This window comes from Mesotoga sp. (genome assembly GCF_035363035.1).
Taxonomy (GTDB): Bacteria; Thermotogota; Thermotogae; order Petrotogales; family Kosmotogaceae; genus Mesotoga.
In genome coordinates this window covers 1-17,627 of record NZ_DAOSEH010000049.1, presented here as the reverse complement: position 1 = coordinate 17,627, position 17,627 = coordinate 1, and the positions used below count along the sequence as shown (strand labels likewise).

Annotated in this window: 14 protein-coding genes; 2 read left to right on the top strand and 12 right to left on the bottom strand. The window is 47.8% G+C overall.

The window, feature by feature from the left end:
• Positions 1-31 precede the first annotated feature (31 nt).
• The 9 genes from PKX57_RS08095 to PKX57_RS08055 all read right to left on the bottom strand — a co-directional run bounded on the left by PKX57_RS08095 (position 32) and on the right by PKX57_RS08055 (position 10,047).
• Entirely contained in the window at positions 32-1,033 is a 1,002-nt protein-coding gene (locus PKX57_RS08095) for an acyltransferase family protein (protein WP_472416723.1), read from the bottom strand.
• A 166-nt stretch (positions 1,034-1,199) separates the two neighbouring features.
• Positions 1,200-2,180 (bottom strand): glycoside hydrolase family 130 protein, encoded by a 981-nt coding sequence (locus PKX57_RS08090; RefSeq protein ID WP_470745597.1) that lies wholly within the window; start codon positions 2,178-2,180, stop codon positions 1,200-1,202.
• Positions 2,181-2,206: 26 nt separating this feature from the next.
• The gene (locus tag PKX57_RS08085) at positions 2,207-3,202 is read right to left on the bottom strand and encodes a substrate-binding domain-containing protein (protein ID WP_213920336.1); all 996 of its coding nucleotides are present in this window, start codon (positions 3,200-3,202) and stop codon (positions 2,207-2,209) included.
• Between the two features lie 13 nt (positions 3,203-3,215).
• Positions 3,216-4,586, bottom strand: coding sequence for a family 1 glycosylhydrolase (locus PKX57_RS08080; RefSeq protein ID WP_213920335.1), 1,371 nt, complete (start codon positions 4,584-4,586; stop codon positions 3,216-3,218).
• A 4-nt stretch (positions 4,587-4,590) separates the two neighbouring features.
• Positions 4,591-5,493, bottom strand: a complete 903-nt coding sequence (locus tag PKX57_RS08075) for an ATP-binding cassette domain-containing protein (protein WP_213920334.1) — start codon at positions 5,491-5,493, stop codon at positions 4,591-4,593.
• Positions 5,494-6,444, bottom strand: coding sequence for an oligopeptide/dipeptide ABC transporter ATP-binding protein (locus tag PKX57_RS08070; RefSeq protein WP_213920333.1), 951 nt, complete (start codon positions 6,442-6,444; stop codon positions 5,494-5,496).
• Positions 6,445-6,446: 2 nt separating this feature from the next.
• On the bottom strand, positions 6,447-7,295 hold the full coding sequence (locus PKX57_RS08065) for an ABC transporter permease subunit (RefSeq protein ID WP_213920332.1): 849 nt from the start codon (positions 7,293-7,295) through the stop codon (positions 6,447-6,449).
• Complete coding sequence (locus PKX57_RS08060) at positions 7,292-8,284, bottom strand: ABC transporter permease subunit (protein ID WP_213920331.1); 993 nt, start codon at positions 8,282-8,284, stop codon at positions 7,292-7,294. The genes PKX57_RS08065 and PKX57_RS08060 overlap by 4 nt, the downstream gene beginning before the upstream one ends.
• An 86-nt stretch (positions 8,285-8,370) precedes the next feature.
• Positions 8,371-10,047, bottom strand: coding sequence for an ABC transporter substrate-binding protein (locus PKX57_RS08055; RefSeq protein WP_213920330.1), 1,677 nt, complete (start codon positions 10,045-10,047; stop codon positions 8,371-8,373).
• 520 nt (positions 10,048-10,567) lie between these two features.
• Here PKX57_RS08055 and PKX57_RS08050 point away from each other — a divergent pair.
• Positions 10,568-12,754: a hypothetical protein gene (locus PKX57_RS08050; RefSeq protein ID WP_213920329.1), complete on the top strand. Its 2,187-nt coding sequence runs from the start codon at positions 10,568-10,570 to the stop codon at positions 12,752-12,754.
• A 40-nt stretch (positions 12,755-12,794) separates the two neighbouring features.
• Positions 12,795-13,787, top strand: a complete 993-nt coding sequence (locus tag PKX57_RS08045) for an alpha/beta hydrolase fold domain-containing protein (protein WP_214048132.1) — start codon at positions 12,795-12,797, stop codon at positions 13,785-13,787.
• On the opposite strand, the gene hcp is transcribed toward PKX57_RS08045, so the two are convergent.
• The 3 genes from hcp to PKX57_RS08030 all read right to left on the bottom strand — a co-directional run.
• On the bottom strand, positions 13,770-15,404 hold the full coding sequence (gene hcp / locus PKX57_RS08040) for a hydroxylamine reductase (protein WP_470745593.1): 1,635 nt from the start codon (positions 15,402-15,404) through the stop codon (positions 13,770-13,772). The genes PKX57_RS08045 and hcp overlap by 18 nt on opposite strands.
• A 133-nt stretch (positions 15,405-15,537) precedes the next feature.
• A complete protein-coding gene (locus PKX57_RS08035; protein ID WP_213920326.1) occupies positions 15,538-16,314 on the bottom strand; it encodes a hypothetical protein in 777 nt (258 codons plus the stop codon).
• A gap of 20 nt (positions 16,315-16,334) precedes the next feature.
• On the bottom strand, positions 16,335-17,627 hold a 1,293-nt coding region (locus tag PKX57_RS08030), incomplete at its 5' end, for a GNAT family N-acetyltransferase (RefSeq protein ID WP_472416721.1).

Here is a 17,627-nt window from a genome sequence, read left to right as displayed (position 1 = left end):
GGAAGCGCCGTCTCCGTTTGTCGGCGCAGGGTTACCGGGTGTTGAGATCTCGTTTGATGTGAGGAGGAAAAATTCCAGATAGGAAGGAAATCACGCGTGTCGGTAAAAACCTTATAGCCAGATAAACAACCAATATATTGATGAACCAGTACAGAATCCAAAACTTTCTGAGGATTTCTATCGGATCTCCAAAAAGATCAAAAATAGGATAGACAAGTACTCCTGCGGCGATATGATAGCCGAGCACGAAAAGTGTGTTCCGTCCTATTCTAGAAAAGAAGTCCGCTATTTTGAAAAATTTCTCGATCATTCTTGAAGCGCCGATGATAGAGACAATACCGGAAAGTGCGGCGACTATGTAGATCAACGGCTGGGGACCAAAGTAATCTTCCATCAGATAGACTTCGCCGCAAAGGAAAGACGATGAAGTAAAAATCGCGATCGCCACTACCACAACAGGCCAGCCGATTGTAGAGATCCTGTCTTTCTTTTCTTGCAGGGCCTTTCCTAGCGCGAAATAAGGCATAACGGCCAGGGCTACGTCGATTTTGAAAGGCAAAGAGCCTCTGAAAAAGAACATCGAAACGAACCCCGCAAGAATACCTATCGTAAGTATCTTCAATCTCTTGAACACGATGTAATATATCTCCATAACAAAGACCGCGGGCAAAAACCAGAGAGGTATGATATTGAAGGGCATAATACCAAGTGCCGTCCTTACGAGCAAAATGTTCCACACAACGTCTATAACAGGCAAATCCAGTTCAGTCCGCTTAGAAATGGCCCAGGCCAATATCCAAATTCCCAAATTCACCAGAGCCATAAAATAGTAGGGAACCATCAGCTGCTTAAACCTCTTTTTGATTGTGAAAAGAATCGGTGCGTCTCTTGAGATCAGCCCAGAAAGAAAGAAAAAGGTACATGCGGCAGGATTTATGAGGTCTGCAACCAGCTGCGGAGGCAGTGTGTGAAAGAGAACCACCAGAGACATCAAAAAACCCCTAGAAATATCTATCCAGGCAATTCTTTCCATTTTGATTGTGGATGACGCATCTGGGGCTTGCATACAGAACAACCACCCGTTATGATAATTGACATCAGTATAGCATAACGGAATGGTACGACGGATTAGTGCGATCGCAGGTCTTTGTCTGAAGAGCAAAACTTAAAATTGCATCTAACGAAAATTATCCGATTTCTTACCTGTACGAAAATTCCTCCAGAAAGTCGTACAACACTTCAGCCGTTGTAAAAGCGAGGGCCGTTACCGTGTCGGCCGCGCCGTAATATATCGCGATTCTACCTGTATCGGCATCTTGAATACTGGCACACGGGAAGGTCACATTAGGTACGTCGCCAACGTTCTCGTAAGGCATACGTGGATTGAGAATGTAGTGCCTGGACCTCTTTATCACCTTCCAGGGTCTCTCCAGATCGAGCAAGGCTACACCGGCACTATAAACAAAACCGTTGCAGGAGGTCCAGACACCGTGATAAACCAACAACCAGCCTTGCGAGGTTTCTATCGGAACTGGCCCGGCTCCGACCTTTGTGGATTGCCAACCGGTGGTGGGAGACATGACGTGCCTATGACATCCCCAATGAACCATGTCTGGACTTTCGCTGTAGAAGATATCACCGAAGGGAGTATGGCCGTTGTCGCTGGGCCGGCTGAGCATGGCGAATTTGCCATTTATCTTTCTCGGAAAGAGAACACCGTTCCGGTTGAAGGGAAGAAAGGCGTTTTCGAGCTGATTGAAATTCGTGAAATCGTAGGTGTAGCCGATACCGATCGTCGGTCCATGGTAGCCGTTACACCAGGTAATGTAATACCGGTCTTCAATCCAGACCACTCTGGGATCGTAACCGTAGATGAAACGGCTTATCTCCGGTTCGTTGGACTGAAACTCGATGCGATTCTGATCTATTTTCCACGAAAGCCCATCCTGGCTCCTCCCGGCATGGAGCTGCATTATTAGTTCTTTTGTATCTGCACGAAAGATTCCCCTGTACCCGTCTTCACAGACTACCACCGCGCTGTTGAATATGCTGTTGACGCCTTTCACAGCTTCACGCGTGATAATGGGATTTTTCGTATATCTCCAGATCGGGTCGTCGTTGCCAGGCCTCTCCTCCCAGGGCAAACCTGCAAGTCTATGGCCAATTATAGTGATTCCCAAGGAAACACTCTCCCTTCGATCCTCTTCTATACAATCTTAACGGATTCTCTTTCTATAATCGCGGTTGGCAACACAATGTTCCTGAACACCCTCTTCTGTGTGGATTTCAACCTCTCTATAAGCAACTGGGCGGCCGCGCTTCCCATCTCTATTCTCGGTTGTGAGACAGTAGTGAGTGAGGGGATCGTAAACGGCGCGTGGACAGAATCGTCGAAACCGATCACAGATACATCTTCCGGTACGCGGATATGGTTTCTGTGCAGTTCCTGGATAGCTCCCATTGCAACATGGTCGTTGACAGCGAAGATGGCCGTGAAGTTCACTCCCGGATTTAGGAGATAATCACGGATAGCCTCCTGTCCATGATGAGGTTCGAAACCACCTATTCTAGCAACCTTTAGATTGAAGTCCGGAGATCTGGTAGCGAACTTTCTTAGTCCTTTAAGTCTGTCCCTGGAAGCGTGCACATCCTCCTGACCAGGGAGGAAGAGAACGTGTCTGTGGCCCCTGTCGTAAAGGTACTTCGCCACACAGTACGCAGCCGATGCGTTGTCTATGTTAACGGAATCGGCCCGGATTTCCCTGATGGGAGAATCAACGGCCACAACAGCGATACCGCTCTGTATAAACATATTCAACATATGTTCGTCGCTGTGAAGGGTTGCGACTATCACGCCATCTACCTTTCTCTGGAAGTATTCGTTGAGGATTTCTTGCTCGCGGCTCATCATCTCTCTGGCCATGGCTAGCATAACGTTGAAACCATTCCTGTGGGCGTACTCTTCGATACCCATGAAAATTTCGCCGTAGTGATTGCCCATGGTGTTGGGTAACAGCACTCCCAGAGTTCTGTACAAACTGCGCTTGCGGATCGAGGGCATCGGGTGGTAGTTGAGTCTGTTTATCACTCTCAATACGCGTACCTTGGTATCCTCGGAAACGTAGCCGCTTCCATTCAAAACACGGGAAACGGTTGCTATGGAAACTTCCGCCTCGGCCGCGACGTCTTTTATCGTAACCATTGAAACTTTCCCCCTATTCTATAAGCAGATCCGTATCGAAAATACTGTAAGGTGTTGCAAGCATCTTTTCAAAGTTTTTCACCGTACCCTGTCCGATAATCTCTTTGAAAAGATAGAACGAAGGTCTTGGTGTCAGTTTCCCGTCTGAGAAATCCACTCCGATCAACCCGAATTGCTTTCCCAGACCGGATGACCATTCGTAATTATCGGTGAGCGACCAGTGGAGATATCCTTTTATGTTGTAACCTTCTTCCAGCAGTTTCTCCAAAGCCTTGAGATGGCTTATCAGGTAGTAAGGTCTGTAGTGATCGGCCATGTCGGCGATACCGTTTTCCATTACGTACACAGGTACGTCGTATCTTCTACAAATCATCTTCAGTATATTGTACAGCCCTTCGGGATAGATCTCCCAGCCGAAGTCTCCCGTCGGTCTTCCATATCCGGAAAGTGAGTTGGGTTCACAATTCTGTCCATAGCCACGGAGAGTTCTATATCCATTGTCGCTAGAGGGGTCACTCTCTACAACCATCCGTGAATAATAGTTACAACCCAGAAAATCCAGTTTATTTGAGATTCGATCGACAAATTCGAACTGAGTCTTTTTCATTGCCAGATTTACGGCCGACTCCTCTCCGTCGATCCAGCTGAAGGCGTAGATAAGTCCCACCGGCAAATCCGAAGTCCTCTTCAGTTCGTCGTACGCAACCAGGTGAGCCTCGATCAAGTTGTTTCGGGCAACTTCGACCAGTTCCGGTCTTATGATCGAAGGAGGAAAGCCCGAGGCCCTGTTTCTATAGCCGAGCATGGCCACGACGTTGGGTTCGTTTTGAGTTGACCACATGTCCACTAGATCGCCTAGCTCTCTGCCACAAAGCGCAGCGAACTTTCGAAACTGCTCGACCGATCTGGGATCGACCCAGCCTCCAGCCGTGAAATCGGATAATCTGTTGACCTTAACTGGTTCATGAAGCCAGAGGGGTAGTGTGAAGTGGTTAAGGTTGACCACCACTTTCATCCCCCGTTCTTTGATATCTTTTATGATTTTCCGGTAGTGTTCTAGAGTGCTACGGTCACAGATACCTTCAAGTTCAACATCGGTTATATCAAAAGTGGGGGACGGGAAAATCCTCGACCATTCCAGACCTATTCTCACCATTTTCATTCCTGAGTAAGCGGCTAGCCTGTGGTACTCCCCGTAATTATTCCAGTAATTCGGGCCGTCTTCGGGAAAATCTCCGCTCACGATACCGTTTTCGATGTTCAGTTTATCGTGAGTCCATAGATACCAGTCCGAACCTCGATCGACACTATCTGGACAGGCTCTCCCCATCTCGAATTGAAAACCTGAAAGAGAAACGCCGAATACGAAATCTCTGCCAAACATATGTTCATCTCCTTTTCACGGCTACATAGTGGTCTTTTTCAACTTCCACCATTTCGAGTTCTCCGTCTTCGATGGGATCGAAACACTTCAGACTATGTTCCTCATTTTTCTGGAGATCGTCGATGTCCTTCCATTTTCTGTCCAGCCTCGGCACTGAGGAGATGAGTCTGCGAGTATAATGGTGAACGGGATTAAGGAAGACCCTGTCTGTACTTCCCATTTCCACAACGTGGCCTCTGTATAAAATGACCGCTTTTTCGCTCAGATAGTATCCAAGAGACAGATCGTGAGTAATAAAGAGTATCGAAAGTCCCCCTTTCTTCAGATCTGCGAGAAGATTAAGGACGTCGATCCTTGTCGAGGCGTCCAGCATACTGATAAGTTCGTCTGCTACAAGGAAACTCACATCCAGTAATAGAGCCCTGGATATGAGGATTCTCTGTAGCTGCCCTCCACTGAGCTGATGGGGATACTTTCCAAGAACCTGCTCAGAGTCCAGTCCAACCAGCTTGAGGGCCGAATTCACTTTGTCTTTCCACTCGCTGTGGCGCAATTCTCTGAAAAAGACATCGCGCAAGTTCTCAAAGACTCTATCCACCTTGAAAATGGGGTTGTATGAACTGAAAGGATCTTGAAAGACGCCCTGGACTTTTCTGTAGTACTGTCTCAATTCCGCCCCTTTTATTGTGCTTATGCTCCGTTCGTCTAGCTTTATCTCGCCTGCGGTTATAGTGAGCAGCCTCAATATCATCTTTCCTATAGTGCTCTTCCCGCTACCGCTCTCTCCAATCAGAGAGGTCACTTCGCCTCTTTCAATTTCGAACGAAACGTTGTTCACAGCCTTGAGCCGCCCGGAGGAAAACGTCCCCGTCTTGAAAACTTTGGTAAGGTTTATTAATTCAAGCATCTACCTCACCCCCCAGCATGCCACCCAGTGGTCCGGTTCGATTTCGGTCATGGGGGGCTCTTCTTCACATTTTTTGAAAGCCTGCGGGCAGCGTTCCTTGAATCTACAACCCGGCGGGGGAGAGAGGAGTTGAGGTGGTTTTCCCGGTATTCCCTTCAGTCTTTTATCGTTGTGGTATACACCTACCTCGGGTAGAGAAGATATTAGCATTTCGGTGTATGGATGAATAGGCTTCTTCATTATAATTTCCGTGCCGGCGTGTTCTACAAGCTTGCCGGCATACATTATTATTATCGAATCGGCTATCTGGTAGAGAATTGAGATATCGTGGGTGACGAATATCACGCTTTTTACAAGCTTTTTGTCCCTGAATTCGACGATCATCTCCGCCACAGCCCGCTGGGTCGAGACATCGAGGGCCGAGGTGATCTCATCGGCGATCACAAGCGACGGGTTCAGAAGTGTGGAAATGACCATCACCGCTCTCTGTTTCATCCCCCCGGAAAGCTCCACAGGGTACATATCGAGTACAGTCCGGTCTAGGCCGACCATATCGAGCCTCCTGTTTAATTCAGGAAGAATTTCATCATACCCCACTCCGTGACAGTTTAGAAGATCCGAGATAAGTCTGCGCAGTTTCACTGTGGGGTTGAGAGCGTTCATGGCAAACTGGGGTATTATTGAGATCTTTTTATATCTGAAGTCAACCATTTTCTTATGATCGTGAACCGGGAGCTCGTTCCCATCCAGGGAGACCTCCCCTTCGACGAATTTCATGGGAAGGCGTAGAGTTATCAACGAATTGCTGAGTGTCGATTTTCCGCAACCAGATTCCCCGGCAATTCCTGCTATCTCTCCGTCTCGAAGGTTAAAAGTAACACCATCGAGAGCCTTCACGTCTCCTTTGAGCGTTTGGTAATATACCCTCAGATTGGCAACGTTGAGAGACATAATCACATCTCCCTCAATTTTGGATTGAAGACTTCGTCAAGGCCTGTGTTCATAAAGTACAACGCCCCAACTATGGCCGTTATGGCGACTCCCGGCGGTATCAACCACCACCACATTCCGAGTTGAATCGCACTCCAGAGAACGGCGTTCTGCATCATAAGCCCCAGCGAAATTCCCTGAGTGGGACCCAACCCGATGAAATCTAGGGTAACGGCTGCAAGTATCGCTCCACCGAACTGGAGTATAAAGGTCATGAAAAGGTACGACATCATGTTGGGGGCTATCTCTTTGAAAATTATCTTCGAAGGTTTCATACCTGTGATCCTGGCAAGATCTACGAAATCTCTCGTTCTCAAGGTGAAAGTCTGTGCCCTTATCGCCCTCGCCGCCCACGGCCAGGCGGTCAGACCTATGAAGATACTCTCGACGAGTATCCCCCTGTAGGGCAAGTAAGCCGCTACTATCAATAAAAGAGCCAGTGTAGGTATCACGGTGACTATGTTGGTCAACATGTTAAGCAGTTCATCAACCATACCTCCTCGGTAACCGGCGATGAAGCCGACAAGGATTCCGAGCAAGGTTGAGAGACCACCGGCGACCAGTCCGACTACGAAAGTGGCCCTGAGACCGTGAACCGTCTGGGAGAAAACATCCTGGCCGAAGGTCGTGGTCCCTAGCCAGAATTCGTTCGATGGAGGACGATAACCCGGTCCGGCGTAGTCAAGGGGCCCATACTTGGCGAATAGTGGACCAAAGATCGCCAACAACACGAAGAATAGGAGTATGAAGAGGCCGACTTTCAACCGTCCGTTTTTCAGTGCGAAATACAGAAATTCGTTCTTCGTCTTCATATCGTCTCTCCCCCCGCCGAATGTCTGATTCTCGGATCGATCAGAATGTATGCAAAATCCAGTATTATATTGGCCAGCAAGACTCCGATGATTATGAAGAGAAAACATCCCTGAATTAGAAAGTAATCCTGATTAAGTATAGCTTCCTTGAGTAGATGTCCGATGCCGGGATAGGAGAAAACCACCTCGGTGGCGAGCGCGCCGGCAACTATGACACCCAGCTGAAGGGCCAGCCCAGTTATTTGAGGAAGTACGGCATTTTTGTAGGCGTAACGCCTTATGAGTTTTCGCGAGGCTCCGAGTGATTCGAGATATCTGGAATACTCTGCTTCCAATTCGTAAATTATCATATTGCGCATTCCAATAGCCCAACCTCCGAACTGCACAAGAAAAAGAGAACTGAAGGGGAGAATCCAGTGCTTGAAAAAATCCCAGATGAAGCCCCAGCTCCAGTTTGGGACCATCGAGAAGCTGTAAGCCCCTGCTATCGGAAGTATATCCAGTGCAACCCCGAAAAACCATGCGAGGAGTATACCCAGCCACATATAAGGTGTTGCAGTCAGCACGTACCAGACGGGCAAGACAATGCCGTCGAGCCTCTTTTTTCTTGCAGCGAAGGCGCCGAACTTATTGCCTGCTATGTAACTCAGCATGATCGCCGGGATCAGCAAGGCCAGATCGAAGGGCAGCGCCCTCGCTATCACCCTGGCAACCGGAGCCCCGGTGACATATATGCTCACTCCCAAATCGCCCCTGAAGAGTCCTGCCCAGAATCCGAAATACTGTTGCAACGGCGATTTGTCGAGTCCGTAGATCTCATTGAGATACCTGGCGATCACCTCGGTGGTATCCGAGCGGGTCGAAAACCTCGAGAGAAGGTTTTGAATCGGGTTACCGGGCATAAATCTCGGTATCATCCAGTCTATTGTCACTGCAAAGATGAACGTGAGCAAATAGATGACTATTTTTCTTCTGAAATAGGCTCCCACAGTCTGAGTCTCCTTCCCCTAACTTAAGAGAACTACAGAAAAGCCCCCGCAGATTCCCTTCTCTGCGGGGACCGGACCGGTGTATCCTATTCGGCCTTCAGAGCCGACAACATGAATATCCCACCGAGCTGCCACTTTCCGTTCCAGGTACATGGATAGTAGTGTGGACCGTGTTCGCTCGGCCAGTTACTCCATACACTGGTGCTCGCCTGGAACCACATACCATTGAACCAGAGAGGAACGTAAGGAATCTCTTTCAGGAAAAGCTCTTCGAGTTCCAACATGATCTTCTGACCGGCCTCATAGTCATCTACTGGAGTTCGATCGAAAGCACCCATCAACTCAAAGGCTTTTGGATTGTTGTATTTTCCATAGTTTCCCTGAGTCTGTTGTTCTCTGATATCCCAGAATAGCCAATAGTAGTAGCTCCACACCGTATTGGACAGGTTGCTATTGAAGTTGTTGATCGCCATGTCGAATCTACCGCTGTAAAGTTCGTCCTGGTACCTCGAGTAGTCTGGAAATTCTGCCTTAGCGTTGATTCCAACGGTTTTGAGATTGTTGGCTATAATCTTTATTGACTCCATCCAGTCTGTCCAGCCGAAAGGCACAATTATCGAGAGTTCAACCTTGGAACCGTCTGGAGCTTCGACGAAACCATCTCCGTTGATATCTTTGTAACCGGCATCGGCCAGTGTTTTCTTCGAAACAACCGGATCGTATTTGAAGCCATACTGCTCAACTACCTTTTCATCGTAGTACTTCATCCAGGCATCGATTGGAAGGAAACCCAGTGGGTTGGATCTGATTACCTGGTTTTCGAAAACCCTGGTAACGATGTCGTCCGAGTTTATTGCCCAAGCAACAGCCTTTCTGAAGTTAACATCGTCCATTGGTTTTCTGCTGTTGTTTAGGAAGAGAACCGCCGTGTTATCTGAAAGCATGTAAGGCGCACCATCGAAGTATGTGTGGATTCCGTAAGCGGCTTTAACTGCGGGAACTCCCGGCAGGAAGAAGTTGCTTATATCGAGCTCTCCCTTGAATATCATACCCAGAGCCACGTTGTTTCCCGAAACTGTGAGATAGACGATTCTCTTGGGCGTAGGCTTGATTCCCAGTTGCTCGATTCCCCACCAGTTTTCGTTTCTGAGGTAGATCATCCTGTCCTGACCATAGCCTTCGGCAAGATAACAGCCTGTTCCTATCGGCCCTTCGTTGGCGCCGGTCAAAATTTCTGCTTCGGTCTTGTTCTTCCAGATGTGTTCCGGTACCATCGGCAACTGATAAAGCTGGAAGGACCACTGCTGATAGAGTGGTTCGGTGAAGTGAACGCGCGCAGTGAGCGTATCGATTATCTCCACTTCTTTCATCCAGTTCCACATGGAGCTATAATGCACACCCGGATATTTCTTAGCGATGTCGAAGGTAAATTTCACGTCTTCAGCGTCGAATTTCTCTCCGTCTGTCCAGAAGACGTTGTCTCGAAGTTTTAATTCGTAAGTCTTTCCATCGATCCACCCTCCATCGACAGCGAGCCAGGGAATCATTTCGTTGCTGAGAGGATCGAACATGAACAGAAATTCGTAGATCAGACCGTTGGTACCGGTCATTATAGCCCAGGGAGTGAATGGATTCCAGTTGTTCGGCGGACTCCACAGTCCTCCACCGGCGTACAGCGTTTCCTTTCGATCATAAACTTGACCAATGGCGAGGCTACTAACGAGTATCATGGCCAGAAGTAATAGAAGAAAGCCCTTTTTCATATACCCAACCTCCTTTTCTAGCCCTTTCGGGTCCCGAAACGATGGTAATACTGAAAACATTTACACACAAAACAGTTAAAGGGCCGATTTTCACTGGAATTCTCCGATTATAACCTGGCAAAGTCTCATGCTTTATTTATTCAGATAAAATTAATGGATTATCAAGCTTTAAGACATTACATACGAAAATGCAGGTTAATTTACGGGTTGTGTGGTTCTTTACTGGACCAATAAGATAATTTATAGTTGACCATTCAATAACTAACTATGATTTTGAGATTACGCTGATCATAAAAGATAGTCGTATTTGACCGGCAAAAATATGTAAATGATTTTCATATCTTCTGCCGCGGTCTTCATAATTAAAAGACAAACCAGTTTCGAAGAACAGAAAATCCCGAGAAGTGGTCTTACTTACAACTGCAGGCAGGGATATGATAGTCTATTATTATGACCGATAGGGGATCAAGAAATACTGATATACAATAACGGGCCTTATGGCTTATCGGAGGTATAGATTATGAAAAAGATACTTTTCATCATCTTTCTTTTTGTTTCAATGATAGCTTTTGCCTTGGATACCGATACTCTCTTCAACAACATGCTTTCCAGAAGCCAGGACTTTGTAGCCTTCACCGGTGCAGGTTTCGAGGCCAGGTTCATCCCGGCCTACGCTGTCGCCGACGGGCAGGATGGGCAGATAGAAATCGAGGAAGATCTTTATTTGCTGGGGTTATTTGTTTTTAGATCGGAAAGATCGATGAACATACAACTGGACTCGATCCAGATAATGAACGCGACCTCCGATGAGCGAATCGAGGATCAGATTTTCAGAGTCGAGGAGCTCTTCGTACCGATCCAGCTTCCAATTGTTTTGCCTTCCGGTGGGATTATAGTTCTCACCAGCCAGGTAGCCCTCCAGGATTATTTCATGGATGTCAGAGTTCAGAATATACTGCTTCCCTGGAGAGTCAGAACCGTTGAACCCGGTAGAACAGTCGAAATAGCGCCGGTGAGCATAGAGGTGCAACCTCCATCTACCAACGTGGCAGATCTTGAAGGCTACGAGTCTATCAACGAAAACATCGCTGATCTCAATGAAAGACTGAACTTCCTCCAGGACAACGTCGAAGGTCTCAACCTTCAATTCAGAAGATTGAACACTCTCTTTCTCGATACACAGATTGCCCTGGCCGAATACAAAGCCTCAGTGGACAACAGCGTGATCGACCTTCAAGAGCACAGATTCATCTTCGAGAAGAGAGTGGAAGCGCTCGAATCGGCTCTCTCTACAACTACCTTCGACTCAGGCGCGCTAGATTCGCTGAAGACTTCTATCGAAAATCTGAACACCGAGATGCAGGGGATTGAACTCGAGCTTCAGATCATAGAAGAGATGAGATCGTCACATGAAGAGCTCAAAACTTTGCTGGGCGAGCAGGGAAAGACGGTCGAAGAGCTGAGAGTAGCTATTGGAAGTATTCCCTCATCGACGTCTGATCCAGAGAAACTTTCGAGTATAGAAAAGGCGATCGAAGAAAATCGCGTTGCTCTGGAAGCTCTGGGGGGGGATCTTCAAAATGTAAAAGTCTCCCTTGCCGATGATCTAGAAATTATAAAGACCTCTTCGCTGGAACTTATCGAAGCTCACGGGAGAATTGATGAAAGAATCATTGAACTGGAGCGGGAGATCGCCAGGGTGAGTAGCGTTAGTGAAGATGCGGCCAGCTCTCTTTCGGAAGCGCTTTTTTCCATGAACGGTACACTCGAGCAGTTTGAGAGCTTTAAGAACATCGTGATGGATGAGCTCACTAGATCGTATGAAGAATCGATCGCAAGTTTGGGCGATATGGAATCGAGGCTATCCGCAATTGAAACTTCGCTGGCCGATATAGAGTCTCTCGGGACGGAGCTGAGCAACCAGCGGGAAGAGTTGAGAGCTTACGAAGATATTTTGAACAGATCTATAGCCCGCATCGACAATATCGACAAAAGCGTCGAAGAGCTTGAGGAACTTGCGCAAAGCCTGGATAGCGTTCTTAAGAATCTTACGCCTTCTTCCCACGATTCCCTGAACAGTTTTTTGGGCAATCTAGAGGAACAGATAGAGACTTTGAGAGATTCCGTTGGGAGCTTATCGATCGGCTTCGTGAGAATGAATTCGGAACTTATACAGGTCAAGGAGTCGATCCCTCCCGAAGGCGTTTCACCCCAGACTTTCTCGCAGACAGTTTTCGAGTTCAACAGCAAGATATCGGACATAGAAACGATCTTCACCACGCTGGAAGCGAAGATAGGCGGCCTGAACGTCTCGCTTGCCAATATCGATAAGCGTCTCCAGGCAGCCGCCGTCGAAATCGACAGCTTGAAGGGTAACTTCGATGGATCGGTCACGGCAATCGATAACAACCTGAAATCCATTCAAAAGCTCCAGAGCGAGTCAGCACAGCTAAAAATGCTAATCGAAGAAAATTCCAGGAATCTGGCAACATTCCGTAGGGAAATCGAGAGCAGACTCGATTCCACTCTGGTAAGCAGAGAGGAGATTCAAATGATCGTCGATGAAGCCGTTAGCGCAGCCAAAGAGGAGACAAACAGAGAAATATCTTCTTTGAAGCGCTCAAACAACATCTGGCTGACTATCGCGGTGCTCTCTTCGGTGGCGGCCATAGTCATGGGTGTGCTGAACATAATGGAGATACCCTGAGTTTCTTAGCCCGGTTTGAAGTCGAATCAGGATAAGTATAATGAAAAGATTCCTTCCACTACTCGTATTGGTTGCGTTTCTAAATACATACGCAATTGCCGGTTCCTTTTTTTCGCAGGTGAGATCGGCTTTCAAGATGATCGAACAGCTCTTCATCTCTTCGCGCCAATCGAAGGACTACAGCATAAGAGAAGACGGGATTCACTTTCCCGGTGGAATGGTGGAAGGGTATCTCATCATCGACTACGATGTCGAGTATTCGAGAGTAGACAGAGAGACTCTAACTATGGATATCTACTTTCCCCAGAAAATGAAGGAAGAGTCTCCCACGGTGATTTATGTTCACGGTGGAGCCTGGGCCAGCGGTAACAAAGAGTCCGGTCCGGGTCTGCTGATAATAGCCGAGCTCGTCAAGAACGGCTATTTGGTTGCCGCCATCGATTACAGACTGGCTCCTGCTCATATATTTCCGGCTCAGATTATGGATGTGAAGACAGCAGTTAGATTTCTCAGGCAAAATGCGGCTGTTTACGGGATAGATGCTTCCAGAATCGGTGCCTTCGGAACGAGCGCAGGTGGACACCTGGTCTCGCTGGCAGGATTGACTCCCGACTACGATCTTTTCAGGAACGATCAATACAAAGAAGTATCCGATGATCTGATGGCCGTTGCCAACCTCTTCGGTCCTACCGATCTGGAAAGTCTCTTCACCGGTCTGGAGAAAATGCTCGCCGAGAAGATTTTCGGAAAGGGGGACGACGCTTTGAAGGTAGCGAGCCCTGTGGAATATGTTAGGGGCGATGGTCCGCCTTTTTTGATAGTACAGGGCGATAAGGATGCAGTCGTACCCCCGTACCAGTCCGAAGAGTTTTATCATTCGCTCGTGGATAGCGGTAATTATACCGAACTCCTCATAGTGAAAAACGCCGGGCACGGTTTTGTGCCCAGCGGTGGAAAAATCAGTCCTTCATTACTCGAGATAGCCGGTATCGTGGTGGAGTTCTTCGATCGATTTCTATCGGCCGATTATTGAAGCTAGGTCCTCTTTTACGTTGGTAATAGGTCTTATGTTGAAGTTATCTACCAGCACCTTCAATACGTTCGGCGATACGAAGGCAGGGAGAACCGGCCCCAATCTGATTCCCTTGACTCCCAGGTAAAGCAAAGCCAGAAGAACGGCCACGGCTTTCTGTTCGTACCATGCTATGTCGTATTCTATCGGAAGATCGTTTATATCCTCCAGTCCGAAAGCTTCCTTGAGTTTGAGGGCGGTGACTGCCAGTGAGTAGCTGTCGTTACACTGACCGGCATCCACTATTCTTGGAATGCCTCCGATATCTCCAAGTTCTAGCATATTGTAGCGGTACTTAGCACAACCGGCGGTGAGTATAACGGTATTTCCCGGCAAGGCGCCTGCAAGGTCCGTGTAGTACTGTCTCTCTTTAGCATGGCCGTCGCAGCCGGCCATGACAACGAACTTCTTGATCTTTCCCGATCTAACGGCGTCGATTATCTTGTCTGCCACTTTCGATAGCTGATCATGAGCCAGGCCTACCACTATGTGTTTTCCATGTTTGATGCCTATGTCACCTATTTCCAGAGCTTTTTCGATCACCGGCGAGAAGTCTTTGGGCTGTTTACCGGTTCTGTTGGGTATGTGAGAGACGTCCGGCCATCCCACAAGACCCGTCGTGAAGATCCTGTCCTTGTAAGTATCTACTGGTTTCTGAATGCAGTTGGTGGTCATAACGATCGGACCCCTGAACTCTTCGAATTCCTTTTGCTGGTTGTACCAGGAAGTGCCGTAGTTACCCACCAGATGTCGATATTTCTTCAGGCCAGGATAAGCGTTGGCCGGGAGCATCTCACCGTGAGTGTAGATGTTGATCCCCTTTCCCTCTGTCTGCTTCAAAAGCTCTTCAAGATCGAGTAAATCGTGACCGCTGACGAGTATTCCAGGACCTTCTAGCTTACCGGTGAAGACGGAGGTGACCTCAGGATTACCATAAGTGGAAGTGTTCGCCCCATCCAGCAGGGCCATGGCCTTCACGGCATGTTCTCCGGCCTTCATGACGAGATTGACGTAATCGTTTACGGAAAGAGAATCATCGAGAGTTGCGGCAAGGGCCTCCTGTAGAAAAGCGAGTACCGAATCGTCGGCATGCTTCAGTATGTATGCGTGGTCTGCGTAAGCGGCTATGCCTTTTAGGCCATAGACCAGCAGTTCTCTCAAAGATCTTATGTCGGGATCCTTGGTTTCCATTACGCCAACTTCGGAACCCTTCATTTCGTAAACATCGATCCCCCCGGCCAATTTCCAGCTGGCAGCTTCTGGGACGGTACCCGTGTAATCCTTTCCATTCTTATCTGCGAAGGCTTTTCTAAACAGAGCTTCGGCCCTGTCCCTGATCTTCAGTGTATGTTCAATCTTCTTTCCAAGGCTCAAAGGATCGAAGTTGACGTTGGTTATGGTTGTGAAAAGTCCTTCGGCCACGAAGAGATCCACTTCTTCACTCCGGACACCGAGTTTTCTGGCGCCGTTTCCCCAGAAAGAGACTCCCTTGAGCAACCAGATGAGTAGATCCTGGAGACTGGCTGCTTCCGGTTCCTTTCCACAGACCCCTCTGACAGTACAACCCGTTCCCTTCATGGTCTCTGAACATTGATAGCAAAACACCTTGCATCCCTCCTTTTACTGGTTACAAATATAGTAACCGGTAGGTGCATTCTAGGTCTGTAACATATGTTACGTGGCCGGATTTGCTACCTGAAGCGAATCGTCGTCAATAGTACGTGAACTCCCTGGAATAGATGAATTCCTCTGGAGGGTTGCTGCCGTCGGAATACTCTGTTCTCTGTATTTCGCTGGTGATATTCCCCTTTTCGTCAGTCAATAACCAGTCGGCCCTGGTAGTGATTTCCATGGATCTTTCCTGACCTTCGTTCCTAACTCTTACGATCATTTTCTGACCTTTGAACTGTCCGAACTCGTTATAGTCGAGCTCGATCTCCACGACCATGTTGACGTAAAGATCGCTCTCCTCAACTCTTTCGGTTATGTATGAAACCAGACGGTAGTTCATGTAGTTCGAATCGAAGTAAAGCGTGTTCCGTGAAGAGCTGCTCTCTGATGTATTGGAAAAGGCGAGTGTGATGTTCTGAATATCGAATATGTACTGTGTTCGGCCCACTTCAAGGTTAGAACCGTCATATGCGATGGCGGTATAACTGTCTCCGGCGTATTCGATGGATATCCTCTGAAGCAGATGGCCGGAGGAATCTACAAAGAGCTTCGTCATAAGCCTTTTTTGATCATCGTACCTGTACTCCACGGCTATCTCTCCCATATTCTGGGAGGTGATGAAACCGTTTTCATCAAACGTCAACTCGTAGGACTGGGATTCCGGTGTTTGTGCCCCGATCGGGGTAATCTTCACTTTAACGGTTTTCACATCGTCCACAAAACCGAACTGCCCAAGTGTTATAGGTTCCTCAAGCGGAACGAAAGAAAAGGCCATGCAGACGGACAATAACGAAAGAAACAGAAAAACTCTTCTCAAAACAAACCACCTCTATACTCTCAATGTACGTTATGGGTAGTGATACGGGGAAAGAGAGAGTCCAGGATCTGGACATCCAGGGGAACTTCGGTGATGCCCCACGAGAGCTTTCCGCATTCCCCTTTGCCAAGTTTCCCCATTCTCCACAGTCTAGATGCCGAAATCCTGCCGGTCACGATAGGTACCAGATCGGAGATAGATATCGAAAGACCGTGTCGATCAGTAGATGTTACCACTTCGCCGTTCCCGACGGACAACGACAAGTTGTTCTGTGGCAGGTTCCTGTCTTCTATTTCGATTATGACACGATCGGGAATTTTCTTGTTCATCAGTTCCGAAATGACCGCGACCGGCGATAGGATTCTCATCATCCTCGAAGAAAAATCCTTCAATTCGGCGAATTTGCCGGCCTGCCAGCCAGAGTGTAGAAGGAGTTCGACCGGGAAGTCGGGAGGAACCCTTCTGATTTCGAAGGATGACAGTTGATCTCTGTGGTTCAGCAGAAACTTCTTCAGAGCGTAGAAACCCTGTAGATCTGTGAAACTAAAACGTCTGATATTCATTTTACGTTCTTTTTTAGAATACAGAATCAAACCATGCGGCAGGTCATCATCATCGAGCGCCACGGCACACAAAAGATCCTTCTCGCGGTAAATGCCCTGACTGTAGGCGCTTATTTCTTTGACTTCTGCGTACCTCGACTCTTCCCATAGCTTTTCGAGAGCGGCTTCCACCAGTGACTTCATAGAGTCTTTTTGAAAGAGCATGCCCGACACAATTCTCAAATCGTTTTCAACCATCTCTCTCGAGAGGAGGGAGTAATCGAAACTCAGGTTCAGGTTCTCAAGTGCTGTTTCGAAGCCGAGCTTACGGTAGTAGTCGTGTTTGAAAGGATCCAACATCATGATGTTTATTCCATTGTCGAGGGCATCTGCACAATCTCTCATAAAGATATCTTTGATTATACCCATGTTCCTGTATTCAGGAAGAGTCGCGACACCGTCCAGATAACGGCATTCGATCGCCCTGTTACGTATCTTCACTCGCTGTTTGTAGCTTATGTAACTGGCAATAAGCGTCTGGCCGTCGAAGGCGCCCCACACACATTCCCACAAGGAAGGATCGTCGAAGAAAGGTCCATCCTCGTCGATATCGAATTTGTAATCGAAGCAAATGGTGAATATTTCTATGATCCTTTCTCTGTAGGTGTTATCGAGTTTTCTGATTTCCATATTTTTCGAATACACCTCCTCCACCCGTCGGTTAACAGTTTCAAACGGTACCGACTCGATTTGCATATCAACTATGATACC